The organism is Ruminococcus hominis, assembly GCF_014287355.1.
Taxonomy (GTDB): Bacteria; Bacillota; Clostridia; order Lachnospirales; family Lachnospiraceae; genus Schaedlerella; species Schaedlerella hominis.
This window is the reverse complement of the sequence record NZ_JACOPE010000001.1, coordinates 3,407,611-3,433,380: the sequence shown is the minus strand read 5'-3', so window position 1 is coordinate 3,433,380 and position 25,770 is coordinate 3,407,611. Positions and strand designations below refer to the sequence as shown.

26 protein-coding genes, 1 tRNA gene and 1 pseudogene are annotated in these 25,770 nt (G+C 39.1%); 23 read left to right on the top strand and 5 right to left on the bottom strand.

Annotated elements, in window-relative coordinates; genetic code table 11:
* Positions 1-47: 47 nt before the first annotated feature.
* The 17 genes from H8S40_RS15795 to H8S40_RS15715 all read left to right on the top strand — a co-directional run bounded on the left by H8S40_RS15795 (position 48) and on the right by H8S40_RS15715 (position 13,755).
* On the top strand, positions 48-575 hold the full coding sequence (locus tag H8S40_RS15795; RefSeq protein WP_118725177.1) for a DUF4446 family protein: 528 nt from the start codon (positions 48-50) through the stop codon (positions 573-575).
* 59 nt (positions 576-634) lie between these two features.
* Positions 635-1,927, top strand: coding sequence for a serine--tRNA ligase (serS, locus tag H8S40_RS15790; protein WP_022074903.1), 1,293 nt, complete (start codon positions 635-637; stop codon positions 1,925-1,927).
* A gap of 52 nt (positions 1,928-1,979) precedes the next feature.
* On the top strand, positions 1,980-2,855 hold the full coding sequence (locus H8S40_RS15785) for a DUF3881 family protein (RefSeq protein ID WP_118738066.1): 876 nt from the start codon (positions 1,980-1,982) through the stop codon (positions 2,853-2,855).
* A 551-nt stretch (positions 2,856-3,406) separates the two neighbouring features.
* Positions 3,407-3,480 (top strand) — tRNA-Arg (locus H8S40_RS15780).
* A gap of 422 nt (positions 3,481-3,902) precedes the next feature.
* Complete coding sequence (locus tag H8S40_RS15775; protein ID WP_330376639.1) at positions 3,903-4,772, top strand: ParB/RepB/Spo0J family partition protein; 870 nt, start codon at positions 3,903-3,905, stop codon at positions 4,770-4,772.
* 14 nt (positions 4,773-4,786) lie between these two features.
* The gene (locus tag H8S40_RS15770) at positions 4,787-5,572 is read left to right on the top strand and encodes a ParA family protein (protein WP_055171506.1); all 786 of its coding nucleotides are present in this window, start codon (positions 4,787-4,789) and stop codon (positions 5,570-5,572) included.
* The gene (locus H8S40_RS15765; RefSeq protein WP_055171373.1) at positions 5,562-6,467 is read left to right on the top strand and encodes a ParB/RepB/Spo0J family partition protein; all 906 of its coding nucleotides are present in this window, start codon (positions 5,562-5,564) and stop codon (positions 6,465-6,467) included. The genes H8S40_RS15770 and H8S40_RS15765 overlap by 11 nt, the downstream gene beginning before the upstream one ends.
* Before the next feature lie 78 nt (positions 6,468-6,545).
* Positions 6,546-7,544 carry a DUF6017 domain-containing protein gene (locus H8S40_RS15760; RefSeq protein WP_005334866.1) on the top strand — a complete coding sequence of 333 codons (999 nt, stop codon included), beginning with the start codon at positions 6,546-6,548 and terminating at the stop codon, positions 7,542-7,544.
* 9 nt (positions 7,545-7,553) lie between these two features.
* Entirely contained in the window at positions 7,554-7,850 is a 297-nt protein-coding gene (locus H8S40_RS15755) for a hypothetical protein (protein ID WP_055171371.1), read from the top strand.
* 13 nt (positions 7,851-7,863) lie between these two features.
* On the top strand, positions 7,864-8,262 hold the full coding sequence (locus H8S40_RS15750; RefSeq protein ID WP_330371202.1) for a hypothetical protein: 399 nt from the start codon (positions 7,864-7,866) through the stop codon (positions 8,260-8,262).
* A 64-nt stretch (positions 8,263-8,326) separates the two neighbouring features.
* Complete coding sequence (locus H8S40_RS15745) at positions 8,327-8,767, top strand: hypothetical protein (protein ID WP_186865589.1); 441 nt, start codon at positions 8,327-8,329, stop codon at positions 8,765-8,767.
* 127 nt (positions 8,768-8,894) lie between these two features.
* On the top strand, positions 8,895-9,047 hold the full coding sequence (locus H8S40_RS15740; RefSeq protein ID WP_330378030.1) for a TnpV protein: 153 nt from the start codon (positions 8,895-8,897) through the stop codon (positions 9,045-9,047).
* 176 nt (positions 9,048-9,223) lie between these two features.
* Positions 9,224-9,898 carry a response regulator transcription factor gene (locus tag H8S40_RS15735; protein WP_025580965.1) on the top strand — a complete coding sequence of 225 codons (675 nt, stop codon included), beginning with the start codon at positions 9,224-9,226 and terminating at the stop codon, positions 9,896-9,898.
* Positions 9,886-11,067 carry a HAMP domain-containing sensor histidine kinase gene (locus tag H8S40_RS15730; protein WP_025580964.1) on the top strand — a complete coding sequence of 394 codons (1,182 nt, stop codon included), beginning with the start codon at positions 9,886-9,888 and terminating at the stop codon, positions 11,065-11,067. Before H8S40_RS15735 ends, H8S40_RS15730 begins: the two co-directional genes overlap by 13 nt.
* 83 nt (positions 11,068-11,150) lie before the next feature.
* A complete protein-coding gene (locus H8S40_RS15725) occupies positions 11,151-12,215 on the top strand; it encodes an ABC transporter permease (RefSeq protein WP_022037030.1) in 1,065 nt (354 codons plus the stop codon).
* On the top strand, positions 12,216-12,875 hold the full coding sequence (locus H8S40_RS15720; RefSeq protein WP_186865588.1) for a hypothetical protein: 660 nt from the start codon (positions 12,216-12,218) through the stop codon (positions 12,873-12,875). It abuts the gene before it with no gap.
* 4 nt (positions 12,876-12,879) lie between these two features.
* On the top strand, positions 12,880-13,755 hold the full coding sequence (locus H8S40_RS15715; RefSeq protein ID WP_015521697.1) for an ABC transporter ATP-binding protein: 876 nt from the start codon (positions 12,880-12,882) through the stop codon (positions 13,753-13,755).
* 73 nt (positions 13,756-13,828) lie between these two features.
* Here H8S40_RS15715 and H8S40_RS16505 read toward each other — a convergent pair.
* Both H8S40_RS16505 and H8S40_RS16500 read right to left on the bottom strand, forming a co-directional pair.
* Positions 13,829-13,885 (bottom strand): annotated as a pseudogene (locus H8S40_RS16505) (hypothetical protein); the annotation flags it as partial.
* Positions 13,882-14,121, bottom strand: coding sequence for a penicillin-binding transpeptidase domain-containing protein (locus H8S40_RS16500; RefSeq protein ID WP_333491578.1), 240 nt, complete (start codon positions 14,119-14,121; stop codon positions 13,882-13,884). The gene H8S40_RS16500 and the pseudogene H8S40_RS16505, both read right to left, overlap by 4 nt.
* A 99-nt stretch (positions 14,122-14,220) precedes the next feature.
* Between H8S40_RS16500 and H8S40_RS15705 the strand changes: the two genes are divergently transcribed.
* Positions 14,221-14,430, top strand: a complete 210-nt coding sequence (locus H8S40_RS15705; RefSeq protein ID WP_008392833.1) for a DUF6219 family protein — start codon at positions 14,221-14,223, stop codon at positions 14,428-14,430.
* Positions 14,431-14,532: 102 nt separating this feature from the next.
* Here the strand turns inward: H8S40_RS15705 and H8S40_RS15700 are convergent, their stop codons facing one another.
* The 3 genes from H8S40_RS15700 to H8S40_RS15690 all read right to left on the bottom strand — a co-directional run bounded on the left by H8S40_RS15700 (position 14,533) and on the right by H8S40_RS15690 (position 16,279).
* A complete protein-coding gene (locus H8S40_RS15700; RefSeq protein WP_118534938.1) occupies positions 14,533-15,186 on the bottom strand; it encodes a CpXC domain-containing protein in 654 nt (217 codons plus the stop codon).
* A 65-nt stretch (positions 15,187-15,251) separates the two neighbouring features.
* Entirely contained in the window at positions 15,252-15,767 is a 516-nt protein-coding gene (locus tag H8S40_RS15695) for an ImmA/IrrE family metallo-endopeptidase (protein ID WP_225876977.1), read from the bottom strand.
* Between the two features lie 92 nt (positions 15,768-15,859).
* Positions 15,860-16,279 carry a helix-turn-helix domain-containing protein gene (locus tag H8S40_RS15690; protein ID WP_033126080.1) on the bottom strand — a complete coding sequence of 140 codons (420 nt, stop codon included), beginning with the start codon at positions 16,277-16,279 and terminating at the stop codon, positions 15,860-15,862.
* 286 nt (positions 16,280-16,565) lie between these two features.
* Between H8S40_RS15690 and H8S40_RS15685 the strand changes: the two genes are divergently transcribed.
* The 5 genes from H8S40_RS15685 to H8S40_RS15665 all read left to right on the top strand — a co-directional run bounded on the left by H8S40_RS15685 (position 16,566) and on the right by H8S40_RS15665 (position 25,763).
* Positions 16,566-17,855, top strand: coding sequence for a Y-family DNA polymerase (locus H8S40_RS15685; RefSeq protein WP_436286256.1), 1,290 nt, complete (start codon positions 16,566-16,568; stop codon positions 17,853-17,855).
* A 14-nt stretch (positions 17,856-17,869) separates the two neighbouring features.
* The gene (locus H8S40_RS15680) at positions 17,870-18,286 is read left to right on the top strand and encodes a hypothetical protein (RefSeq protein WP_226820972.1); all 417 of its coding nucleotides are present in this window, start codon (positions 17,870-17,872) and stop codon (positions 18,284-18,286) included.
* A gap of 234 nt (positions 18,287-18,520) precedes the next feature.
* Positions 18,521-18,748 (top strand): hypothetical protein, encoded by a 228-nt coding sequence (locus H8S40_RS15675; RefSeq protein WP_005334838.1) that lies wholly within the window; start codon positions 18,521-18,523, stop codon positions 18,746-18,748.
* 659 nt (positions 18,749-19,407) lie between these two features.
* Positions 19,408-20,028, top strand: a complete 621-nt coding sequence (locus H8S40_RS15670; RefSeq protein ID WP_243238278.1) for a sigma-70 family RNA polymerase sigma factor — start codon at positions 19,408-19,410, stop codon at positions 20,026-20,028.
* 473 nt (positions 20,029-20,501) lie between these two features.
* Positions 20,502-25,763, top strand: coding sequence for a SpaA isopeptide-forming pilin-related protein (locus H8S40_RS15665; protein WP_186865586.1), 5,262 nt, complete (start codon positions 20,502-20,504; stop codon positions 25,761-25,763).
* Positions 25,764-25,770 lie beyond the last annotated feature (7 nt).

Sequence of the window (25,770 nt, the reverse complement as noted above, 5' to 3'; positions counted from 1 at the left end):
ATGTAAAAAGAAGATATATAGATAGTGAAAGGTGGATTTTGTCAAGTATGAAAATAGATCCGATGTATTTGATTATAGCGTTGTTTTTAGTGCAGGTAGTTCTGTTTATACTTTTAATCAATATCAATATGAAGTATAATCGATTAAAAGCAGCCTATACAACATTTTTGAAAGGAAAAGACGGAAAGAATCTCGAAGAGAGTTTCTTTGAAAAATTTAGTTTATTAGATGAAGTAGAGAAAATTGCAAAAGAAAACAAAGAGGAAGTCAGAAATCTTAGAAAACAAGTGCAAAAGACATACCAAAAAGTTGGAATTGTCCGTTATGATGCATTTAACGAAATGGGAGGAAATTTAAGTTTTGTACTTACTATGTTAAATGATCAAAACAGTGGATGGCTATTAAATGCAATGCATAGTCGTGAAGGTTGTTATACTTATATTAAAGAAATAATAAACGGAAAGAGCTATGTGGAATTAGGTGAAGAAGAAAAAGAATCTTTGGAGCGTGCAATTTTCCAAGAAGTATATGATATAAAAGATGTAGATTTTAAGAAAACAGCAAAAAGGGCATAATTGTCCAAAATAATTAAAATGTATAAAATCTCAAAACAGAGTAAGAGGAGGAAGATGAGATGTTAGATATTAAATTTGTGAGATCAAATCCGGAGGTTGTAAAACAGAATATTCGTAACAAATTCCAGGATGCAAAATTACCATTGGTAGATGAAGTGTTAGAGTTAGATGCAAGAAACCGTGAAATCAAACAGGAAGTAGAAGCTCTGAGAGCTGAAAAAAATAAAATTTCTAAACAGATCGGTGCATTGATGGCACAGGGCAAAAAAGAAGAAGCAGAAGAAGTAAAGAAACAAGTTGCTGCTAATGGAGATAGAATCGAGGCTCTTTCAAAAGAAGAGAAGGAAGTAGAAGAAAAACTGAAAAAAGATATGATGACAATTCCAAATATCATCGATCCATCTGTACCGATTGGTAAAGATGACAGCGAAAATGTGGAAGTAGAACGTTATGGTGAGCCAGTTGTTCCAGATTTTGAAATTCCATATCACGCAGAGATTATGGAAAGTTTTGATGGTCTTGATCTTGACAGTGCAAGAAAAGTTGCAGGAAACGGATTCTATTATCTGATGGGAGATATCGCAAGACTTCACTCAGCAGTAATCTCTTATGCAAGAGACTTTATGATCAACCGTGGATTCACATATTGCGTACCACCATTTATGATCAGAAGTAACGTAGTTACAGGTGTTATGAGTTTTGCAGAGATGGATGCAATGATGTACAAAATCGAAGGTGAAGATTTATATCTGATCGGAACAAGTGAGCATTCTATGATTGGTAAATTTATCGATACACAGCTTACAGAAGATCAGCTTCCACAGACATTGACAAGTTACTCACCTTGCTTCCGTAAAGAAAAAGGAGCACATGGTATTGAAGAACGTGGAGTATATCGTATTCACCAGTTTGAAAAACAGGAAATGATCGTTGTCTGCAAACCAGAAGACAGCAAAGAATGGTATGATAAATTGTGGCAGAACACAGTAGATCTCTTCAGAAGCATGGATATTCCAGTACGTACATTAGAGTGCTGCTCTGGAGACTTAGCAGACTTGAAAGTAAAATCTGTGGATGTTGAAGCATGGTCTCCAAGACAGAAGAAATACTTCGAAGTAGGAAGCTGCTCAAACCTTGGCGATGCACAGGCTAGAAGACTTGGAATTCGTGTGAAAGGAAATGATGGAAGCAAATATTTTGCACATACTTTGAACAATACAGTAGTTGCACCACCAAGAATGCTGATTGCATTCCTTGAAAATAACCTTCAGGCAGATGGTTCTGTGAAGATTCCAGAGGCATTACAGCCATATATGGGTGGAAATACAGTTATTGTTCCAAAACATAAATAATAAGAAGATAAAGCAAAATCCCGGAGCAATCCGGGATTTTCTGGAGAAATAGATGCATCAATATTTAAAAGCTATTGGCTTTGGAAAAATTCAGTCGAAGAAAGAATTAAAGCAATTATTAAATCAGGTAGAACAGGAATGTACACATCAGATGGTTGTGTCGTATTCAGACGATACAGATTACTGTGAGCTGCAAAAAGAATATGGACAGTGTATGGGAATTACAGTTTGCGGTGAGTTAGATGGAGAAGATCGTTTTGAAGCAGATTACTATTTTCCATATTTTGAAGGCAGTGGAATCACAACATATTCTGAAGTATCGATAGAAAGAAGAATTGAAAAAGAAGCATATGTAGGAATATGTGAAGATTCAAAAGTAGGAATCAGTTTGATATTTCATCTGCAGAACGGCGTGGAATACATGAAAGAAAAACAGCTTGGTTTTCTTTCACAAGAACAAACATCTGTAACCTTTTCAGGACTTGCTCTTGACGGAAAAATTTTATTTCCAATAAAGAAAAGCGAAGTGCAGGTCAAGCAGGAACAAGAAAATTCCAAGAATCGTAAAAATCTGCTAAATGCGGCCAGACAAGGAGACCCGGGAGCAATCGAAACATTGACATTGGATGATATGGACATATATTCTAAGGTATCCCGAAGACTTATCACAGAAGATGTATTTTCAATCGTAGATACATATTTCATGCCACATGGTGTAGAGTGTGATGTGTATTCAATCATGGGTGAAATATTGGCAGTTCGTGAGCGGGAAAATGTGCTTACAAAAGAAGTGGTATATCAGATGAAATTAGATGTAAATGAGCTGCAGTTTGATATTTGCGTACCAAAGAGTAAGGTGCTTGGTGAGCCGGAAATCGGGCGCAGATTCAAAGGAAAAATCTGGCTGCAGGGATATATTAATTTTTAACAGAATAGTAAATTGAATGTTACTGTTTACTCCCGTGTCAATCACTACGCTGATTGGCACGGAGGATGCACGTTTTGTCTTGAACGGCATCTCGTCCATCGCCAAAGGCGATTAAAAATGGCGAGATGCGTTGCTGGTCACAGGTACTGTGAACAGTAACAATTAATTTACAGAGGATATATAAATTTAGTTGAATTTAGAAGGCACGAGTGTTAAAATAGTAAACGTGATGCACTCGTGCATAAATAAAAAGAGAATAAGTTCTCTTAAATAGGATGTGTCGTCATAGCTCAGCTGGATAGAGCACTCGCCTCCTAAGAGAAAGCCGAGGCATTCCCCAAAGGGAAAAAATGAAAAACAACTTTCAGTTCGAATCTATTCTGAAAAATGCTAATGGTGACAACAAAGCATTCCCCAAAATGGGGAACGTTCTAATGTTACCAAATCAAAAAAATCTGTAGATTGACAACTCGAAAAAGAGTTGATAATCTTATATATGGCCGAAGGGAAAAATCCCAGAAACCCAGTAAAATCAAGGGTTTGCGGCATGTGTCGTCATAGCTCAGCTGGATAGAGCACTCGCCTCCTAAGCGAGGGGTCGGAGGTTCAAATCCTCTTGGCGACGGGCTTCAAAGCGTTCGAAAATGTTAGCTGGATTAGCTGACAACGAACGCTTTTGTTATTTTCAAATCACGTTCGTGACACAAAATTCCATTCAAAATGATCAATTTCCAGCTAACGCAATCCGATTTTTGTTAGCTGACAGCTAATCAAAATTACCGGTTTGCAAACCTGGGTTTTAGGAAGTCCAGCTAACATTTGGGTTCCGCTCCGTTGTCACCCTTTATTCGGGGATGTAAATCAGAGAAAAGGAGGGAAAAGAAACAATCTCTCCCAAACCTGCAAACATAAATTAGCTGAAACAGTATTCAATTCTATTAGCTACAGCTAATGGTCAAACAGCAATGTCTGTTTGGAACTTTACTATCTATAAAAGTTCCAGGCAGGCATTTTTTAGTTTCTGAATCCTGGAGGAAAGGAGTCAAGATGACTGAGCCAAACAGACAATCAGGAGAAAAAGAAGAAAGAATCATAGAAATTGAGATTGAGCGTCTTCGCCCTTTTAAGGAACATCCATTTCAAGTAAAAGATGATAAGGAAATGTTTCTTCTGCAGGAAAGCATTGAGAAGTATGGCATTTTAAATCCGCTGATCGTCAGACCAGTACCGGATGGCTACTATGAGATCATATCTGGCCACAGAAGAAAACATGCTGCGGAGAAACTGGGATATCGTAAAGTACCGGTGATTATCCGGGTATTAAGTGAAGATGATTCCATTTTAAGTATGGTGGATTCTAATCTTCACAGAGAACGGATCAGCTACAGCGAAAAAGCTTTTGCTTACAAACTGAAGAATGACGTACTAAAAAGAAAAAGTGGTCGAAAAAAGAGCCAAGTTGACCACAAAACACCAAGAAAACGATCGATAGATATTATCAGTGAGGATTGTGGTGATAGCCCAAAACAAGTGCAGCGTTATATATCACTGACAAAGCTTATACCGGAAATGTTGCAGAAACTGGATGATGAGATTATTTCTTTTTGTCCGGCAGTAGAGATTGCTGCATTGAAAGAAAATGAACAAAGAGAACTGCTTAAAGCAATGGATTATGCACAGGCGATTCCGTCACTCTCACAGGCTCAGCGGATAAAGCAGCTGAGTAAAGAAAAACAGTTATCGTTAGAAAAGATGGAAGAAATCATGTGTGAAGTTAAAAAAGGTGAGATCACCAGAGTAGCTTTTACCAATGAGCAGTTACACAAGTATTTTCCAAATTCTTATACACCGGCAATGATGAAACGGGAAATACTGGCACTGCTAAAATTATGGAAAAAAGAATCATGGGAAAGTTAAAGGAGGAAGAAATCATGTGTAAAGTTATATCCGTAGTAAACCAGAAAGGTGGAGTTGGCAAGACTACCACAACTGTAAATGTAGGTATTGGACTGGCAAGAGAAGGCAAGAAAGTGTTGCTAATCGATGCGGATCCACAGGGAAGTTTAACTGCAAGTCTCGGATATGAGGAACCGGATGATCTTCGAATCACACTGGCAACGATCATGATGGATGTCATCAACGAAGAAGAAATCAATCTGGAAGATGGTATCTTACATCACCAGGAAAATGTAGATCTACTTCCGGCAAATATTGAGCTTTCTGCATTGGAAGTAACGATGGGAAATGTTATGAGCAGAGAAATGATCATGAAGGAATATATCGATGCGATAAGATCACGATACGATTATATCCTGATCGACTGTATGCCGAGTCTTGGTATGATGACGATCAATGCACTGGTCTCTTCTGATTCTGTTCTGATACCTGTGCAGGCCGCATATCTGCCTGTTAAAGGACTTCAACAGTTGATCAAGACCATTCTTACAGTAAAGAAAAGACTGAACCGGAAACTGGCGATTGAGGGCATTCTCCTGACCATGGTAGATTTCAGAACCAATTACGCAAGGGATATTGCATCGAGAGTACATACAACCTACGGAAGTCAGATCGAGGTATTTGAAAATGTGATCCCGATGTCTGTAAAAGCTGCTGAGACCAGTGCAGAGGGAAAAAGCATCTACATGCACTGCCCGAAAGGAAAAGTTGCCGAAGCATATAAGAACTTAACACAGGAGGTTTTGAAAAATGAAAAATAGAAGTGGCGAAAAGATTAAACTGGCAAGCATTGATGAACTGCTGGGTGTGGTAAATGAAGAATCTGCAATGGAGATAGAAATCAGTAAGATCCATCCGTTTAAAAATCATCCGTTCAAGGTGCTGGATGATGAAAAGATGCAGGATCTGGTTGAAAGTGTAAGGATCAATGGAGTACTGACACCGGTACTGCTTCGAATGGATGATAATGAAGAATATGAAATGGTATCCGGTCATAGAAGAATGCATGCAGCACAGCTTGCAGGACTTACGACTATTCCGGCAATCGTAAGAGAATTATCGGATGATGATGCCGTGATTGCGATGGTGGACGCTAACATTCAGCGAGAGGAACTGTTACCGAGTGAGAAAGCATTTGCATATAAGATGAAAATGGATGCTATGAGAAGAACAGCAGGTCGTCCGACCAAAGAAAATCCCCGACAAAATGTCGGGAATTATGAGACGGCAGATCTCATTGGAAAGGATAATGGAGAAAGTGGACGACAGGTTCAAAGATATATTCGTCTTACGGAATTAATACCAGAACTTTTAGATCTGGTAGATAAGAAAAAGCTCCAATTTACAGTTGCTATTGATATCTCCTACATCGATAAGGAAGTACAGGGATGGATCTACGAATATATCAGCGACACCGGATTCATCAAACCAAAACAGATTGCAGCACTCAGAAATCAGCTGAATGATGGACCAATCAATCAGATTCAGATGTTATCGATTTTCAATAACTGTGTGATGGCAAAGAAAGTATCCCGGTCTCTTACTTTCTCAGAAAAGAAACTGACAAAGTATTTTCCGGATGATTATACAGCCAAAGATATGGAGCAGGTGATTGAATCATTATTAGAAAAGTGGATGCAGGAACAGTCCTGTTAAGGAGAGAAAAAGCTAAGAAAACAATGTCAAAGAAGTTTAAAAAGAGGACTTCTTAGCAGAAAATGAAAGGAGGAAATTATGGAGAAAAAAATGACATTTAATTATTTTTACGGTACCGAAGCTGATCAGTTCAGCTTCTACCGCATACCAAAAGCATTATTTACAGACAGCTATTTTAAAGATTTATCAAGCGATGCTAAAATTTTATATGGACTGATGTTGGATCGAATGTCTCTTTCCATCAAAAATCAGTGGTTTGACGACAAAAACAGAGCATATATCTACTTTTCCATCGAAGATATCATGGAATTACTGAACTGTGGCAGAAATAAAGCCATCAAATCCATGAGAGAGCTGGATGACGAAACAGGAATTGGTCTGATTGAGAAACGCAGGCAGGGATTTGGAAAGGTGAATGTTATCTACGTAAAAACCTTTATGCCTGAGAAAACAGATGAGAAAAAATTTGGAGAGGAATTAGAGAAGTTTAAAAAACAAACTTCTGTGGAAAATGAAGAGCCTGCAGAAGTTTACAATTTAAACTTCATGAAGTCCCAAAATCAAACTTCTAGAAGTCCCGAAAACAAACTTCAAGAAGTTTACATTTCAAACCCTAATAATACTAATCTTAGTTATACTGAAATGAATGATAATAAATCTAATCCTATCATATCTGTGGATGAGAAAAGATTTGATAGCGATAACCGCTCTGAGGATTATCAGGCTTATGAAAACCTTGTCAAAGAGACCATTGATTATGAATCACTGGAAGTAACCCATCATGACGATATGCGACAGGTAGATGAAATCGTGAACCTGATCGTAGAAACTGTGATGTGTAAAAATGACAAGATATTGATTGCCAGCAATTGGTATCCGGCATCACTGGTGAAGAAAAAATTTCTGATGCTGACCTATTCACATATCGAGTATGTCTTACACTGTATGCGTGGTAACACCACCAAAGTGAAGAACATCAAGAAATATTTATTAGCATCCCTGTTTAATGCACCGTCTACGATGAACGGGTATTATCAGGCAGAGGTGAACCATGATATGCCAGGACTGGTAAGATAGGAGGTGCACATGTTTATTTTAAAACTTGCTGGGAAAATATTATTACTGCCGGTATGGCTGATCCTTTTTGTGATCGGACTGGCAGTAAAGATGACAGTACAGACTTATGCGGTTGTCAGAGGGATCCTTGGGTTTATATTCACTTTGTTGATTATAGCGACTGCATACTGTTACCGTGACTGGGTACAGGTTGCATTTCTGTTTTCGCTGAGTGTAATTCTGTATCTGATCCTTTTTGCAGGAGTGTTCGTAGATACTGTACTGGACATGACAAGAGAACGCATTATTGATTTTATTATATCGTGAGGAGAATATGAAAATGAGCGAAAACAATGATTATATTCAGTTACCACCACTTAAAAAAGACACACCGTCCGATGTGGTAGCATTTATGTGGGAGTACATAAAAGTACCGGAGGATTCAAGAGAAAAAGTTAAGAATCTGCTTAAAGATGCAAATGAAAATGGCGTAAAATTAAGTCATCAGGCACCAACACTGTATGATGTTGTCCCAAAAGAAGAAATTACTGAATTTGAAGAGCTTATGCGCAAAACCATAGCTGACATTGTATCAGAAGCCAGTAGCATTGCCTGTTGGGTGTATGTGCAGAAATATGTGAAACAGAAAACTCTTGACGAAATGCTACAAGAATTGCCAGGAGCAGGCCAGTTTATCATTGTCATGGATACCTGGTTCGAAAGACTGATGGCGGAATAATGGATGCTATGATAGAATAAAGAAAACGATTTGAAGTGCAAATCGGAATTTGTGTGTGGAGGTGATGGTTGTGAAGAAAAAAGTAATAATAGCGTTTGTCATCACTGGCATTCTTGCTATAAGTACAATGATTATATTTTCAACATATAAGTCTTCGGAAGCCTATCGAAAAGCAAAAGCAAAGACACAGTGGGAGTGTTCTGTGGTCTGTGCGGAAAAGTCAACGCCTGATTCCTATGTAATTACATATTCTGACGCAAAAATTTTGTCTAATACAGGCGTGTTGACAGTCCAGAACAGAAACGATTTTGACATTACTGTACATCTGCTCTGTGAAGGAAAACAGGAACTTGTATCTGACAGTATTCCTGCTGGCGGTTGCTATTCTTTTCAGAATGTTACAGATAAAGAATACACGGTAGGTATTCATGCTGAGGTTGATGAAAATACGGATATAAAAGCATTTGTATATGATGGAAAAGACACTGAACCATATACAAGATAAATGGTTTCTAATTGCAAGATAAATTCAAGTTTACAGAACTGAATCAAAAGAGCTCGAAGGAGCTCTTTTTCCTTTTTTATAATAGTATCTGGGACTGTTGTTCCGTTGATAAGATTTTCAAGTTGTTGTGCGACTTCGGCTTGTTTGTTTGGATACAGATGACTATAAGTATTTAAGGTTTGAAAGAATTGTAGAGCAGATGAAACAGGCACAGGGGATCACGGAACAGTTAAAGGCAGAAAATCAGATGGAATGGGTAGCGAGAATGAACAATATATAATCGTGTGCAAGGGAGATTGTGGATACAGAGATGGTTTATCAATAATGGAAATAAAATGAAGGAGAAAAGGCGGCAGTTTAGAAAGGCTGTTGCCTTTTAGGAATTGTTGTTTATTTGTTGTTTTTTATAAGCTATACTATAAGGAAAAGATAACATTAGAGCCAGAGGTGAAATTTATGAACTATAAAATTTTAATGGTTGATGATGATAGAGAATTGCTAAAAATGCTGAATCAATACTTTACATTGAAGAATTATACGGTAATGATTGCAGAAAATGGCATAGAAGCAATGGAAAAGATAAGTGCAAATCCTGATATTATTTTATTGGACGTAAATATGCCGGGAATGGACGGAATTGAAGTGTGCAGAAGAATCAGAGATATGGTTTCCTGTCCGATTATTTTTTTGACTGCAAAAGTAGAAGAACAGGATCGAGTAATGGGATTGTTGTCTGGTGGTGATGATTATGTTTTAAAACCATTCAGTTTGAAAGAATTAGATGCTAGAATTATTGCCCATTTGAAACGTGAAGAACGTTTACATAGGAAAAAAGAACAAAGGTTTTATGGAGAATTAGTGATTGACTATGCCAGTAAATGTGTACATATTAAAGGGAATGCTTTAGAGCTTACGAAATTAGAGTATGAGATCATAGAATTTTTGTCTATGAACCCTGAAATGGTATTTGATAAAGAACGAATCTATGAGAAGATTGGCGGATATGATGCAGAAGGGGACAGCCGGGTGGTTACGGAGTTGATTCGCAGAATCCGCAAGAAAATGAAAATGTATTCGGAACACGAATATATTGCAACGGTATGGGGGAGGGGATATAAATGGGCAAAATAAAAAATCTTTCGTTAAGGAAAACCATTGTTTTGTATATGATAATTAGTTTAATAATTAGTTTTTATCTTTCAGCACTAATTATGCGAATAGCAAGCACAGTACAAAACAACATTTGGTGGAATTATGTAGACCAAGAAGAATATTTTGAAATGGCTGAAGGGGATGGTAGAAGGTATTTGCCAGATGTTCCGAGACCACATTCTTATGAAATGAAAGAATTTGATTATCATGTATCGGAAATATGTGATTTTCTTCAGACATTTACAGTGCTTATCGTATCTGTTGCAGGGAGTATTATAGCGGTATTTCTTTTTTATAAGCATAAACTGAAATGCCCTATCGAAGAATTAGAACTGGCTTCCCGACAAGTTGGTCGAAATAATTTAGATTTCCATATCACTTATGAAAATGAAGATGAGATGGGCGGATTGTGCAAAGAGTTTGAACGAATGAGAGGACAGCTGGCAGAGAATAATCAACAGTTATGGAAAATGCTTGAGGAAGAAAAGGCTTTGCGGGCTGCCATTGCACATGATATACGTTCTCCGCTCTCTGTGCTGGAGGGGTATCAGGAAATGCTTTCAGAATATCTTCCGAAGAAAGAGATAAATATGGAGCAAGCCTTAGAAATGGTAAATGAAAGCAAAAAACAGATTGAACGTATGGATATCTTTGTGGAAACTATGCGAAAGATGAGCAGTTTAGATACAAGGGAGTTAGTAGCAGAAGAAATTACCAGTAAACAGGTAGAAATAGACGTACGGGCAGAGATGAACGTGTTTAGGAAAAAATTTGGAAAGCTATATGAATTAGAATGTTCGGAAACAGAAGAAAAATTTTCAGGAGATAAGGAAGTGATTTTAGAGGTTATAGAAAACCTTTTGTCAAATGCCTTTCGTTACGCCAAGACAAAAGTGGAAATGGAAGTGTTTCTTACCTGTTCTGAATTACAGATCAGAATAAAGGATGATGGAGTGGGATTTACAATAGATAAGCAAAAGGCAACAGAGCTTTTTTATCAGCAAAATGTGAAAGACAGTTTGAAACATTCAGGAATGGGCATGTATATCAGCAGATTGTATTGTGAAAAGCATGGTGGTCAGTTACTGATAGAAAATGAAAAACAGAGTGGAGCTGTAATAACAGCAGTATTTCATCGGATTGCATGAGCGGTCCGATTTTTTTATGCTGTTGTCTTTTTGTTGTGATTTATATTTTATGATGTCTATAACGAAGGAAAGGAGGAATACGTATGATTGCTATTTTTAAAAGAGAGATTAGGAATTATCTAAAGCGACCGTTATTTTGGGTAGGTGTTCTGCTTGTGATTTATGGTGTGTTTAATGCGACAAGTCCATATTTAACCACACATTATCTTACAACGGGGGAGGAAATCATCAATGATCAGTCCAACACTTCGGTTGAAGGAGAAGTGTATGAGGGCTATATTCCAGCCACGCCTGAAAAGCACAGAGAGGTATGGCATGAAAAGGTAAAAATAAAATTAACGGATGTGTTTGGATTGACGGATTCAGAAGCACAGAATGTCATTGAAAAGCTGGAAAGCATGAATTTAAAAGAGGCCTATGCGTATTTGGAGCAGGAATATGACTGGTACGGGGCAAGGTATTTATACGAGGACAGTACGTATTATAAGGGAACGGCAGAAGAAATCAACGCATATCTAGATAAAAAATTGGAAGATAAGACATTTTCTTTTTATTACGCAAGAAAATTTGCTGATTTTGCGGGTCTGTATATGGTGTTTTTTGCAATTATTATGTTGGCGGTTTTATTTTTACAAGATACAAAAAAGCATACTTATGAATTGTTGCATACAAAGCCTGTGACTGCCGGGAAGTATGTAATGGGAAAAGTGAGTGCAGGATTTACAATTTGTTTGCTTGTACTAACTATTTTGAATATACTGTTTTGGGTATTGTGCCGCATCTATACAAAGGATAGTGGATTTGAAGTGCGACTATGGGATTTTGTGGCTTCTACGGTACTTTATATATTGCCTAATATGCTGATGATTGTGAGTATATATACATTGATTTCACTCATATTTAAAAATCCACTTCCGGGTGTACCACTTTTGATTCTTTATATGGTGTATTCCAATTTGGGCGGAACTAATGCAGAGGGAGTTTACGGATATTGGGGCAAACCTTTGGCAATCATGGTACGATTTCCGGGGCAGCTTTTTGATACGACACCGCCCCCGATGGCGCTCTTAAATCAAAGTTTTCTTATTATTGTATCGGTAGTAATTATACTGATTTCGATACAGATTTGGAAGCGGAGGCGAATATAAATGAAGAAGGAAATGAAGATTGTTCTGCCATTTTATAAAATTGCTTATGCAGTATCCTTTGTTGTAATTTTAAGTGTGATTCGTGCAGTTATTTTCACGTATGAAATAGGACTATCCATAGAGCCGCCTTTTGCGATATTGACTGCTGTTTTTTGTGCAGATACTTATGTGCAGGAAATTACAAGCAACCGTTCCGAAGTTCAGAGACTGTATCAGATAAAAAAGAGAATCTATTCTATTATACAGAGACTGATGATACAGGGAACTTTTTTGCTGCTGCTCGCTGTTCTTGGATATGGATTGTTTTTTGCGTTTCAGAAACCAATTACACATCCAGTAACAGAAAGTGAAATACTTCAGTTTATTACCTGTTTTGGGGCGATTGTAGTAACTATTTTCTTTTGGGGAATATTGGCTAATACATTGTCTATGCTTTTTCGCAATATGTGGATGGGAATTGGAAGCAGTCTTTTGATATGGGTAGCAACAAATTCCACAGGTGGAGATAAACTTTTTGGAGCATGGAATCTGTTTTCTTATTCTTTTAGAGATATAGAAAATACTGCCGATATTACATGGCTGTATGGGAAAGGCTTGTGTATTTGTATCGGACTGATTTTGTTACTGGCATTGCCGAAGATCGTAAGAAAGAGAGGGTAAATTTATGAGTATTCATATTGAGGATTTAACGGTAAGATTTAAGAATAGTGTCACAGCAATCGACCATGCAGATTTAGATATACCAAATGGGATATTTGGACTATTGGGAGAAAATGGAGCGGGAAAGACAACTTTGATGAGAGTTTTGACTACTGTGCTTAAACCTACAAACGGAATGGTTACATTAGACGGAATTTTGTATAGCGAAGGAAACTATGAAAAAATCCAAAGAAAGATAGGGTATTTACCACAGGAAATTGAACTGTATCCTAATTTGACGGTTCAGGAGTGTTTGGAGTATATGGGAGATCTGGCAGGTGTTCCGAAAGCAGAATGTAGAAAGCGGATAGATTATTATTTGAAAAAGACCAGTCTTATAGAACATCGTAAGAAGAAAATGAAGCAGTTATCAGGCGGTATGAAGCGACGGGTAGGATTGGTGCAGGCGCTTTTAAATGAACCGGAATTTTTAATTGTGGATGAGCCAACTACCGGTTTAGATCCGGAGGAACGTATTCGCATCCGCAATTTGTTAGTAGATTTTTCTGAAAACAGAACGGTTTTGTTTTCAACTCATGTGGTAGAAGACTTAGCTGCCACCTGCAATCAGCTTGCAATTATGCATAAAGGTCGATTTCTGTATGCGGGTTCTATGAAGAATTTGACAGAAGAAGCACAGGGGAAAATCTGGATTTGCAAAGTACCTGATGAGAGAAAAGCAAGAGAAGTGGAACAGAAGTATCGTATTACATCTAAACAGTATGTTGAGGGGGGATTGCAGTTAAGAGTGATTTCTGAAATACAGCCAGAATTGGAGTGTATGTCAATTCCTGCAACGTTGGAAGATGCTTATATTTATGTGACGAATCAATACGAGTAGATAAAGCACCATCTGATGCTTTACTACCAGTTGCACGTTGTTCGCTTTGAATATTTGTGGAGAAAAAGTATGTATTATTTTGGCTTTCTATAAAACCTATAAACCAGCCATTTATATCCTGCCCGTTCACTCGTCCGGTTCCGGTTTTTCCATAAATTCTCCATTTTCAGAGGCGGTAAGATGGATGGAATTTTTGACGGCATGAATATTAGCAGGAGTAAAGTTGAAGTTGTTTCGATATAAATTTTTCAAAAGTTCAACTTGTTCTACTGGTGAAATCTTTAAGGATGACTGCATCCAGTAGGAAGAGAAATCTCCGGATATATTTTTATTGCCATATCCTATTTGCTGAAGGTATGAATTTATAGTGGAAGATCCGAGCTGCTTGTCGATTGATTCAAAATACCAGTTTGTATATATCTTTTAAAAGGTATATGATTAAGAAAAACGGCAGGAGGTATCTGAATGAAATCACATAAATATTGGTCTATCGGTGCACTGATTACAATGCTTGGAACTTTTTATACAGGTTATAAGGGATCAAAAGAAGGCCATAAGTACTTTGCAGCAAGTTCTTTGCTTTGCATGATTATGGCTATTTATACAGGACACAAGATGATTTCTGGTAAAAGTAGGAAGAAAAAAGAAGTTTCAGTAGAGAGTGTTGAAGATTAAAAAACAAAATATTTTAATAAATAACGCCGGTGCGGGATTTTTGATATCCAGTACTGGCGTTATTTATTCTACAGGGGCTTGGGGGTGTAGCCACCAAATATACTATTCGTTTTCTGCTTCGGCAAGTTTGTTAAGGATCCACTCCCTATTGATAACTATTTCATCATCATCGCGGAGATCCTTGAAATCATTGCAGTGTGAAGAAGCAAATTCATACATATTGTCAATGTCAACTGCACCAGTAATCTCACCCTTATTAATGATTACAAGAATATTTGTTCCGTCGTCGTCGACAGCAAAGCGCAGTTCATCAAATTCTATATAGGGATCATTTTTGAGAATAGAATCTGTCGCAAGTAATTTAACAAGTTCCATTACCCTGTCATCTTTACCTGCATCAAAGATCTGGATCTTTTCAACGAGCTGATTTGCTGATGTCACAATCCGGTATAAGTACTTTTCGGTACGATAATCAGCCAAAGCATTTTTTTCATAAAATATTTCATATGTCTTCTTTACTTCTGATTCAGGAACCAGATAAATCATGACAAGATCTTCCATCTGGTGATAGAGTGTGGAGTAGTTTAAACGAAAGGTCTCTCCACAGCTCGGGCAGGTATAAAGGAAAATAGATTGATTAAGTACCTTCTCTTTCATTTCAGGATCCAGTGCAGTATTAATACTGTCCCAGAGCTCAAAATCTCCCTCATGATGGCAGGAAGGACAAGTTACCTTTTCTATATGATGTCTTGACATAAATGATCCTCCTTTCAGTGAGATAAATCTATAGTTTTTCTATTGTAGAATAATCTTATCCGCTATTATTTCGCCAGAAAATTACTCTGTATCTCCATCGGCATATGATAAGCCTGGCCTCGTTTTGTCAGGCTGTATAGTTTAAAGCTCATGAGTTCCGGAGTCGCATTCAAAGAGCTGCAGAGTCCGAAATAATCCAGGTCTTCGTTCTGAACCATATCTTCAATCTCCTCATCATCAATCAGAAGATCGGCAGCAAACAGATTGGCCTGGTATTCTGTATTATCCGTCATATTGTAGAGGGTATCATCTTGCATTGGAGCCATTTTCAGCTGGGAACGATGCAGGATGATATGCCCTAATTCATGGGCGGCAACGATCATCTTTTCTTCTTCTGAAAGGAAACTGCTGATCATGACATAGATTGTCTTACAGCTCATAAAACAGTATCCTTTCAGTGTCTTATATCTGGAAGTTTCACCGACCACAATGTTCATCTGATCCATGATCTCAAATGGATCTCGGGTTCCATATTTCTTGATTAATTTCTTTGTTTCTGTATATATGTAAGTGTTTCTCAAATAAATCACCTCAAAAGTAAAAAATAAAAAGGGCAGAAATATCCTTGTAACTATAAGGTAACAGATTAGGTGTACAATAATCCCGCCTTCTATTATTTTTCCTCTTGGTTTTTCAGATATTTTTTCGGTGTAAATTTCTTTGCACGTCTTTTGGAATCCAGATAAAGGCTCTGGATCTCATCCATAAAAGCTATTTTATCTTCGTCTGTCAGTGATCCACCGGCAAACATAGCTGCAGCCTGTTCCAGAATCTGCTGAGCCTGTCTGGCACCACGGTTACCAAACTGTTCGGATGCTTCTGTGATAAAAGCTTCATTCTCACTCATGAGATAAGAAACGTCACACTGTAATGCATCTGCCAGTTTTTGATACAGAACATTTTGTTTTGGAAAACGTCCTTCTACTTCCCAGGATCGAATGGTCCTATATGAAACACCAACCATACTGGCCAGTTCCTGCTGACTCATCTTTTTTTCTTTTCTTAATGATCTTACTTTTTCACCGAATGTCATAAACATACCTCTTTCTAAGCCTTGTCTTATAAGTTTCATTAGCCGCTTCAAGGCAAAACGGGAAATGTGTCTCCTAAAAAATAAAAATTAATCTTGACAAAGGGAAATATCTCTCCTATAATGTGAATCACAGATAAGGGAAACATCTTTCCTATAAGATACACAATATTTCCTCTTTTGTCAATGAATATGTGAAATGAATTTCCTGTATTTTGAAGAAAACAGGAAAGATAGACAGTCATTGATAGTTAAAATGGGATACATGTTACAAAAAGAGGAAAGACGTATGGGAGGTGGAAATGTGAGTCAGGATCAGACTTCTATTATCTGTATTGATCTGAAGTCCTTTTATGCTTCTGTAGAATGCGTAGAACGTGGACTGGATCCATTTAAAGCAAACCTGGTGGTTGCAGATCCGACCAGATCAAAGTCAACAATCTGTTTGGCAATCACTCCGGCTATGAAGTCTCTTGGCATCAAGAACCGGTGCCGGATCCATGAGATACCGGATTGTGTGAAGTACATTACAGCCATGCCGAGGATGCAGTTGTACATGGATTATTCCGCAAAGATCTATGGAATCTATCTGCGGTATGTCTCAAAAGAAGATATCCATGTGTACAGTGTTGATGAGTGTTTTATTGATGTGACAAACTATCTGCAGCTTTATCATCTCACTGCAAAAGAAATGGCGGTAAAGCTTATGCAGGCAGTCATGGAGGAAACTGGCATCACTGCAACTGCAGGTGTGGGAACCAATCTGTATCTTGCTAAGATCGCAATGGATATCGTAGCAAAGCATGTGGATGACCATATCGGAATCCTGGATGAATTCTCTTACAGAGAGAAGCTATGGGATCATAAACCATTAAGTGACTTCTGGAGGATTGGATCCCGTACTGAAAAAAAACTGGCCGGTTATGGAATCCATACGATGGGCGATATTGCAATGGCTTCTTTAAGATCCGAAGACTGGCTGTATAAGATGTTTGGAATTGATGCAGAGTTGTTGATCGATCATGCATGGGGCTATGAAACATGCCGGATGAGTGACATCAAGAACTATCATTCGGAGGAACACAGCCTTTCAAATGGTCAGGTGCTGATGCGAAATTATTCTTTTGAAGAAGCACTTGTGATCGTAAGGGAAATGACAGATAATCTGGTCCTGGATCTGTTTGAAAAAGGACTGGTAACAAGCTCTCTCACCTTATGGATCGCCTATGACCACAGGTATGAGCATGAGGCATCCAAAGGAACCGTAAAACTCGAAAGAGAAAGTAACAGTTCCAAAAAGATCATAGATGCAGTGGAAGATTTATATCTCAGGATTGCAGACAGATATACCGGAATCCGAAGAATCGAGGTGTGTGCGAACAGGGTTGCTCCTGAAAGTTATGTGCAGTACAGCCTGTTTGATGATCCCAAACAGACCGATAAGGAACGACATTTACAGGAAGCAGTATTGAATGTAAAGCAGCGTTATGGAAAGAATGCAATCATGCGGGGGTCCAACCTGCTAGAGTGTTCTACTTATAGAGAACGCAACGAGCAAATAGGTGGTCACCGTGCTTAGAGGAGGTGCAAAAAGTGCTGGCAAGTGCATATCAACCGTATTTATATTTACCAAGACCGGTTTCCAGGAGACATCCCATGGATGTAGGACGCAGGGCAAAACAGTTTGCTCCATTTGCGGCACTTCGTGGACTGGATGAAACAATCCGGCAACAGGAAATCATTTACGAACCGAAAAGAGATTTATCTGAGGAAAAGAAAAATGAGCTGGATATGAAATTAAGAATCCTGGCATATGGAATGAAGATACAGGCAACTTATTTTCAAAAGTCATGGAAGAATCCATTAATTGGTCAGTACCATACATTATCTGGAACCGTAGAATTTTTTGATCCATCAGTCCACTTACGGATTGATGATACCGAGATTCAGATCCAGGACATCTGTGATCTGACTGGTGATGTATTTGAAACTATTGAAATATCATGTTAATTAATCACAGCGGAATTTTTTATACCGGAAAGAGTGAGTGGTAGCTGGTGAAAGGATAAAAAAGGATGCACAGATCGACAAAGCAGATCTGATCAGAATAGAAATCGTGCTGTTCGTGCAGCTTTGGCACTTACGGAATGGATGGCATGATGCTCATAAGGCGGATTTGATTTCCCTTTGGTCCGTTGAGTAATAAATGGAGAAATATCTTATTGCTTAAAGGAGGAAGCCTATATGGGATCAGGTGCTATTAAATGGCATGTACACTGCTCTGTATGTGGAGCATTTATTGAAAAGAGCGCACAAAGCGATTCAGAAGTGGAGTGCAAAAAATGTCGCAGTACATTGGAGATATTTGTAAAGGATGATATGGTGTCGGTTCGTCCGATCCACATCCGAGATGAACAATTAAAGTCCAGGATGCGGACATATTCCCGAAAGATGATGAATCAGGGATCATAACAGAATAGAATGAGCTGTCTGTAGTAAGCGTTGGATTTGGCAGGAACCATCAAGAACGCACCAGACAGCAAGAGTTTGTCAAGGAGCTGAACCTGACTGGAATCACTAAGAGCCCGGCAAAACATTTACGGATACACTGCAAGATCAGAAGTATTTTCTGGTTTTGGAGATTGTTGAAGTATTTGTTTTGTCGGGCTTTTTTGACGTATTTCGAAAAATTTTTAAATTTTTTTGTCGTACCCCACTGTAAAACAGGCTCTCAGCGTTTCGTTATATAGAGGTTGAATTCTCTTCTGCAAAAATAATTGTAAATAGAGATTTTGATAATATGACACAAAGGAGGAAGCAAAGATGACTGAAATCGAATACCAGGAATTTGTAAGGCATTGTCCTTACGATGCTATGGGCGATTATTCCATGTTTCGCAAAGAGCAAACAGAGAATGAATCAGAAGATGCACATAGCAACTGAATAAGCCAGGTAATCTGGCAAACTTAATCTAAACGCAGATACATGCGTTACAAAGGAGTCGCGGACTCCCGTTCAAAAAAAACGGGTGAGTTCGTGACCTCTTGTGCTGCAGTTCTTTATGTCTGTGCAGGAATTTTATAAAAGATGGAATGGACCACCCGGAGCCGAAAGGCAGAAAGGTGGTCTTTATGTTGACATTAAAAGAACTGAAAAAAATCGTGAAAGTTGCTGATGTGGAGAAAAGAATCCCAAGCGTGAAATCCTTGAAAGAACACAAAGTTGTAGTAAAAGAAATGATCAATGCAGATACAACGATCTCTGTTTATGATCACGGATATGTGCTTTATACAGCGGGAAATCAATCAACCGTATTTCCGCTTCATAGTTGTGATGACTATGAATATGTGAGTGTAACTGGCGATAACAAGGAATTCAATAAAGAGTTCTTTGATAATGAAAACTGGTATATCCGTCTGCTGATGGAGGCTGAAGACCGTATGGCATACAGCCAGCGCAAAATCAGCACCAATCATGGTGTATTTTCTAACAGCGATGTTACAGATGATGCGGAGATTATGAGAGGATCTTCAAAAGATTTTGTTGACGATGTTATCGACAGAGAAATTCTGCATGCACTGATCAAGGAATTGACAGAGAGGCAAAAGATGGTACTCAATCTGGTTTATTTCGAAGAAATGCGTCAGCAGGATGTCGCAGATTATCTGGGAATCAAACAGCAGAGTGTAAATGACCTCCTGAACAGGGCATTAAAAACGATGAAAAAAAAGGCGGAAAACGAAGAATTTTAAAAAAATTTCAAAAAAATTGAATTAGACCACTGTAAAACAGGCTCTGAGCGTTTCGTTATATGAAGGGTTTGCATAGAATACCTTCATGTACCTTGAAAAATGAATAGCCTGCCCGGAGTGATATTTGGTTTGAACATGCATAGAGCGAAAAGCTGCGTGTCTGCCAGAAGAAAACGTATTAGAGATGGAAACTGATATAGGAACGGATCCGGGAAAGAAAACAGGAAAACGCTTAAATCTTAAATCAAAATAAAATGTCTGAATCTAAAAAGAGGATGACAGTAGAAATCATGTGGCGGTATTTGTGACAAACAGGTACCGCCATATATTTGTGCTGTTATCTCAGCTTGTGCTGACTGTCCCAAATAGCACAAATTTCAGGAAAGGAGGCGATCATCTTCGTATAAAAGATAATATGCAGAAACTAACAGATAACCATACACAAAAGAATCAGAAAGGAAGGATTTAAGAGAATGAACGTGAAAAAGAAAGCACGCAGGGTGATGTCCGGTTTACTGACTGCAGTAACGGTTCTATCGACGGTACTCTCTCCCGCTGTTGCCTATGCTTCTGATGATGCTGGATCTGTAAAAAAGATTCCGTATTATGAGGAGATCAAGGATCAGTTGGATGAAGATGAAGTGGTAACTGCAAAGGATTATGAGATCAAGGTTGGAGACAATTTCGATGTAAAGAGTGATTATACCGGTCTTACGATCCAGGATGACAGCAAAGTAAAAGTTACATTTCAGGAAGCAAAAGATGCGGACGGGAATGATTTTTCTACCGATTATGCCAATTCCTATAAGGCAGTCTATTATGTAGAACCACAGACAACGGATCACCCAACCTACCAGATCAATCGAAAGATCGTGGTAAAAGAAGCGGATCAGCAGAAAGATTCGCAGTCAGAAAGTTCTTCTGATCAGGATGCTGGTTCTTCCGATAAGACAGAAACAGAGGATTCTGAGGCTGACTCGTCTACAGAGGAAACTGGTGCTGCTGAAACGGAGAGCAAAACAGAACTGACAGAAAAAGAATTTGATGCAGAGATCGAAGCAACGGAGAATCAGGAGACCGTTGATCCGGAAACAGGGATCACACTCTCAGAGGTTATGCAGGAAGCTGTTGACCAGGAAGTTGCTCTTGCAGATCTTGAAGCAGGCGAAAGTATTACTTTTGATATGCCAATGATGCTTGCTTCTGGTGAGACAGGAACAAAATCAGTCACAGTCACAGCCGGTTCCTGGTACTATTACGCAGATTATGGATTAGGTTCTTATCTGACTTGTCCATATTATGTGAAATGGGGAAGCATCAATGCGACAGCATACTGTGTTGAACCATCGAAAAAAGGACCGGGAAATGGAACTTATACAATCCAGAAACTTGCCGATGGAAAGACACTTGCAAAGGTCTGCTATTACGGAACAAAAGCAAGTGATGAGAATGGTTTCTTCGATGAGAAACATCCGGATTTTCCGGCAGGAAAGAGATTCATCATTACCCATCTTGCAGCAGCTTATGCAAATGGATCCAGTGACTGGGCATCCGGAACTAATGCAACAGGAAAGAACCTGGCAATGGAGCTTTACAATTATTGTGTAAATATGCCGGACATTCCGTCTGTAGATATGAGCTTTTCCGAATCTAATGTAAAGGCTTATGTGGAAGGAAACAGCCAGCGAACAAGCGTGATCACATTCAAAGCAGATAAACTGCAGACAATCACATTTAAGTTGCCAAGCGGTGTAAAGCTTGTAAATGTGACAACCGGTAAAACCAGTGCTGCAGGAGCAAGTGTAGAAATCAGTGGAGGTACACAGTTTTATCTGACAGCACCACTTGATCAGGCAGAGAGCGTCAGTGCTACATTTTCTTCTCGGATGAAGGGAAGCATTGATAAAGAATACTCTGCTTACAAGATTGTAACAGGATCTGGAACACAGGACCTGGCTCTTGTTTTCGGTGAAGGTGTCGGAAATGAGAAATATGTGGATTTTAAAGTAACCTGGACAAAAGAATGCAAGGTATCCATTGTAAAGAAAGACCAGGATACAGGCAACGCACTGGCTGGTGCAGTGTACGGGATCTATTCCGATGCTGCATGTACAAAGCTGATTGCAGAGATGCCTGCAACTGATCAGAATGGTGCTTCACAGCTCACAATGGAAAAGACACAGGAAGTTGTTTATCTGAAAGAAATCTCTGTTCCAACAGGGTATCAGATTGATACAAAGTCTTATAATGTGACTCTTGCTATCGGAAAGACAACGACTAAAAATGTAACGGACAAACGAGTAAATGCAAAGCTCAACATTGCAAAACAGGATGCTGAGACAGGCAATGAAGCCCAGGGTGATGCAACACTGGAAGGTGCGGTATATGGTCTTTATGCAAGGGAAGACATTGTTCATCCGGATGGAAGAACCGGAACAATCTATAAGAAAGACACCCTGATCACATCCCTGACAACGGATAAGAATGGCGAAGCTTCTGTATCGGATCTCTATCTTGGAAAGTATTATCTGAAAGAGCTTAGTGCTCCGGTGGGATACGTACTGGATCCGACAGAACATGATGTGGACTGTACTTACGAAGGTGCTACTGTTCCGACAGTAGAAAGAACTTCTGTATGTAAAGAAACTGTCGTCAAACAGCCATTCCAGATCATTAAGGCAGCAAACAATGGAAAAACCGATGCAGATCTTCTTAAGGGAGTTGGTTTTTCAGCATGGCTTGTCAGTAATCTGAAAGTAAAGGCAGATGGAAGTTATGATTTTGATTCAGCCAGACCGGTTGTACTGACTGCAGATGGACAGACAGAAATGTTTACCGATGAAAAAGGATATGCAAGATCGATTCCGCTTCCATATGGAACTTATGTGGTAAGAGAAACCACAAGCAAACACAACTATGCACCGGTTGATGATTTTGTAGTGAAGATCACAGAGAATTATCCAGATACACCGCAGACATGGCGAGTGCTTCTGGATAAAGAATTCAAAGCAAAATTAAAGATTATCAAAAAGGATGCAGAAACACAGAAATCTGTACTCCTGGCAAATACTGAGTTCAAGGTATACGACCTGGATAACCAGAAATATGTGGAACAGACAACATCCTATCCGAAGCCAACAGTACACAAATCTTATTTCACAAACGAGGAAGGATACCTGGTACTGCCAAAGAATCTGAAACCTGGTAACTACCGGATTGAGGAAGTGACGGCACCCGATGGGTACACAATATCCAAAAACTATGTGACAGTTGCAGTTGATACAGATACTGCTTATCTGACCGATCCTGTCACAGGAGATGCAGTCATTGATGTGGAATATACCAATGCCCCGGTCAAAGGTCAGTTAAAGATCTATAAACAGGGTGAAGTGTTAAAGGGATTTGATAAGGACTTCCAGTATGAAATGGCTGGACTTGCAGGTGCTGAATTTGAAGTCTATGCGGCAGAGGATATTTATACTGCCGATCATCAGGTAGATGCAGATGGACAGAGAACTCTGTATTTTGCAAAGGATGCACTGGTAGCAACCGTCACAACGGATGCAGATGGTTATGCAACCGTAAAGAATCTTCCACTTGGCAGGTACTATGTTAAAGAGAAGAATGCACCGGACACTTATGTGTTAAATACCGTGCTGGAAAATGTCGAATTTGCTTATGCGGATCAGGATACTGCAGTGATCGAGAAAGAAATCTCTGTCACAGATGAACGACAGAAAGTGTCGATTACGGTCGAAAAACAGGATGCTGAGACAGGCAATACAGTAGCCGGAGCGGTGTTCGGTATTTACAATGCAAAAGACATTCAGACGAAAGATGGAAAAGTGATCGTTAAAGCAGATACTCTTTTACAGGAAATGACTTCTGATGAAAAAGGTCAGGCAGCATGTACACTGGATCTTCCACTTGGAAGCTATTATGTAAAAGAACTGAAAGCACCAGATGGATTCGTATCTTCGGATGAAGTACTGAGATTTGATGCTTCTTATCAGGGGCAGGATGTACAGACAGTAACATTAAAATCCGTAAAGAAGAACCAGCCGACAACTGTTGAGATCACAAAATCAGATGCAACAACCGGTGTAGAACTGGATGGAGCTTATCTGAAAGTAACGGATAAAGATGGAAATGTAGTAGACAGCTGGACATCTTCCAAAGATGCACCGCATGTGATCAAATATCTGAAAGTGGGTGAGAATTATACCCTACATGAAGAGTTTGCACCACATGGTTATCTGGTAGCCAATGATGTGACATTCACAGTCAAAGATACCGGAGAGGTTCAAAAAGTGGAAATGAAGGACGAGGTACCGGTTGGTGAACTCATAATCAACAAGAAGGGAGAATTCCTGGATTCTGTTACACTGGCCGATAAGGTCAAAGGTGTGGTGGAACACATTTTCAACTATGTAACTGGAAAGCTGACAGATGTTACGTTTGAAGTCTATGCTGAGGAAGACATTAAGGCTGCCGATGGCGTCAGTGACGATTACTATAAAAAGGATGAACTGATTGCAACAATAAAGACAGATGAAACCGGTATTGCAAAACTGGAAAATCTTCCACTTGGTAAATACTATGTGAAAGAAACAGGAACTGCTTACGGTCATGTACTGGATGGTGAGATCCGTCATGTAGATCTGACTTACGTGGATCAGAATACACCAGTTGTAGTCTATGACAAAGACTGGCAGAACAACCGCCAGAGAGTAGAAGTCAGTGTACTTAAGAAAGAAAAAGATTCTGACCGTACATTGGAAGGCGCTATCTTTGGATTATTTGCCAAAGAAGACATTAAGTCTGAGACAACTGGTAAAGTCCTGATCGAAGCCAATGAGATCATTGAACTGAAATCTACGGATGAAGAAGGAAAGATCACATTTGTTGCAGATCTTCCAATAGGAGCCACTTACTATGTAAAAGAACTCTATGCACCGGATGGATTCGTAACCAACGATGAAGTAAAGGAATTTACTTTTGAGTATGCAGGTGAGGATCAGCCGACAGTCACTTATGATTTTACCTTTGAGAATCAGCCAACCGTTGTAGAATTTACCAAATCCAGTCTGACAACCGGAAAAGAACTTCCAGGATGTAAGCTGAAAGTGGTAGATGCCGATGGAAATATCGTGGATGAATGGACTTCCGGTAAAGAAGCACATGTGATCCGTGAGCTGACTGTCGGAAAAGAATACGCACTGGTTGAAACAAAACCGGCCGATGGTTATGTGACAGCTGAAAGCGTGAAGTTCACCATCAAAGATACTGCCGATGTGCAGAAAGTTGAGATGAAGGATGATGTGACGAAGGTGAAAATCTCCAAACAGGATATCGCCGGAAAAGAACTTCCGGGAGCAAAACTCACGATCCTTGATCAGGATGGAAAAGTTGTCGAAAGCTGGACCAGTACAGAGAAAGCACATTACATCGAAATGCTTCCAATCGGAAAATACACTCTCCGTGAAGAAACAGCACCGGATGGCTATCTGGTTGCAAAAGATGTGGAATTCGAAGTAAAGGATACTAGTGAAGTACAGCATGTAACCATGGTAGATGAGGAAAAACCGGCAGAAAAGACACCGGAAGGTGGAAAACCTGTCAGTGATTCACCAAAGACTGGGGATAACACCAATCTGTGGCTGTGGTTTATGCTTCTCGGCATTGGTGCGACTGGTACAGGAGCCCTTGCATTTATGAGAAAAAAGAAACACTAATCAAATA

Bases quoted from the DNA above. Each gene is read 5' to 3' on its own strand.
- H8S40_RS15760 (WP_005334866.1), top strand. From the start codon at position 6,546: ATGGAGAAAAAAATGACATTTAATTATTTTTACGGTACCGAAGCTGAT.
- serS (WP_022074903.1), top strand. From the start codon at position 635: ATGTTAGATATTAAATTTGTGAGATCAAATCCGGAGGTTGTAAAACAG.
- H8S40_RS15735 (WP_025580965.1), top strand. From the start codon at position 9,224: ATGAACTATAAAATTTTAATGGTTGATGATGATAGAGAATTGCTAAAA.
- H8S40_RS15715 (WP_015521697.1), top strand. From the start codon at position 12,880: ATGAGTATTCATATTGAGGATTTAACGGTAAGATTTAAGAATAGTGTC.
- H8S40_RS15670 (WP_243238278.1), top strand. From the start codon at position 19,408: ATGTTGACATTAAAAGAACTGAAAAAAATCGTGAAAGTTGCTGATGTG.
- H8S40_RS15755 (WP_055171371.1), top strand. From the start codon at position 7,554: ATGTTTATTTTAAAACTTGCTGGGAAAATATTATTACTGCCGGTATGG.
- H8S40_RS15785 (WP_118738066.1), top strand. From the start codon at position 1,980: ATGCATCAATATTTAAAAGCTATTGGCTTTGGAAAAATTCAGTCGAAG.
- H8S40_RS15675 (WP_005334838.1), top strand. From the start codon at position 18,521: ATGGGATCAGGTGCTATTAAATGGCATGTACACTGCTCTGTATGTGGA.
- H8S40_RS15745 (WP_186865589.1), top strand. From the start codon at position 8,327: ATGGTTGTGAAGAAAAAAGTAATAATAGCGTTTGTCATCACTGGCATT.
- H8S40_RS15795 (WP_118725177.1), top strand. From the start codon at position 48: ATGAAAATAGATCCGATGTATTTGATTATAGCGTTGTTTTTAGTGCAG.
- H8S40_RS15750 (WP_330371202.1), top strand. From the start codon at position 7,864: ATGAGCGAAAACAATGATTATATTCAGTTACCACCACTTAAAAAAGAC.
- H8S40_RS15775 (WP_330376639.1), top strand. From the start codon at position 3,903: ATGACTGAGCCAAACAGACAATCAGGAGAAAAAGAAGAAAGAATCATA.
- H8S40_RS15665 (WP_186865586.1), top strand. From the start codon at position 20,502: ATGAACGTGAAAAAGAAAGCACGCAGGGTGATGTCCGGTTTACTGACT.
- H8S40_RS15690 (WP_033126080.1), bottom strand. From the start codon at position 16,279: ATGACATTCGGTGAAAAAGTAAGATCATTAAGAAAAGAAAAAAAGATG.
- H8S40_RS15685 (WP_436286256.1), top strand. From the start codon at position 16,566: ATGGGAGGTGGAAATGTGAGTCAGGATCAGACTTCTATTATCTGTATT.
- H8S40_RS15730 (WP_025580964.1), top strand. From the start codon at position 9,886: ATGGGCAAAATAAAAAATCTTTCGTTAAGGAAAACCATTGTTTTGTAT.
- H8S40_RS15770 (WP_055171506.1), top strand. From the start codon at position 4,787: ATGTGTAAAGTTATATCCGTAGTAAACCAGAAAGGTGGAGTTGGCAAG.
- H8S40_RS15765 (WP_055171373.1), top strand. From the start codon at position 5,562: ATGAAAAATAGAAGTGGCGAAAAGATTAAACTGGCAAGCATTGATGAA.
- H8S40_RS15705 (WP_008392833.1), top strand. From the start codon at position 14,221: ATGAAATCACATAAATATTGGTCTATCGGTGCACTGATTACAATGCTT.
- H8S40_RS15725 (WP_022037030.1), top strand. From the start codon at position 11,151: ATGATTGCTATTTTTAAAAGAGAGATTAGGAATTATCTAAAGCGACCG.
- H8S40_RS15720 (WP_186865588.1), top strand. From the start codon at position 12,216: ATGAAGAAGGAAATGAAGATTGTTCTGCCATTTTATAAAATTGCTTAT.
- H8S40_RS15700 (WP_118534938.1), bottom strand. From the start codon at position 15,186: ATGTCAAGACATCATATAGAAAAGGTAACTTGTCCTTCCTGCCATCAT.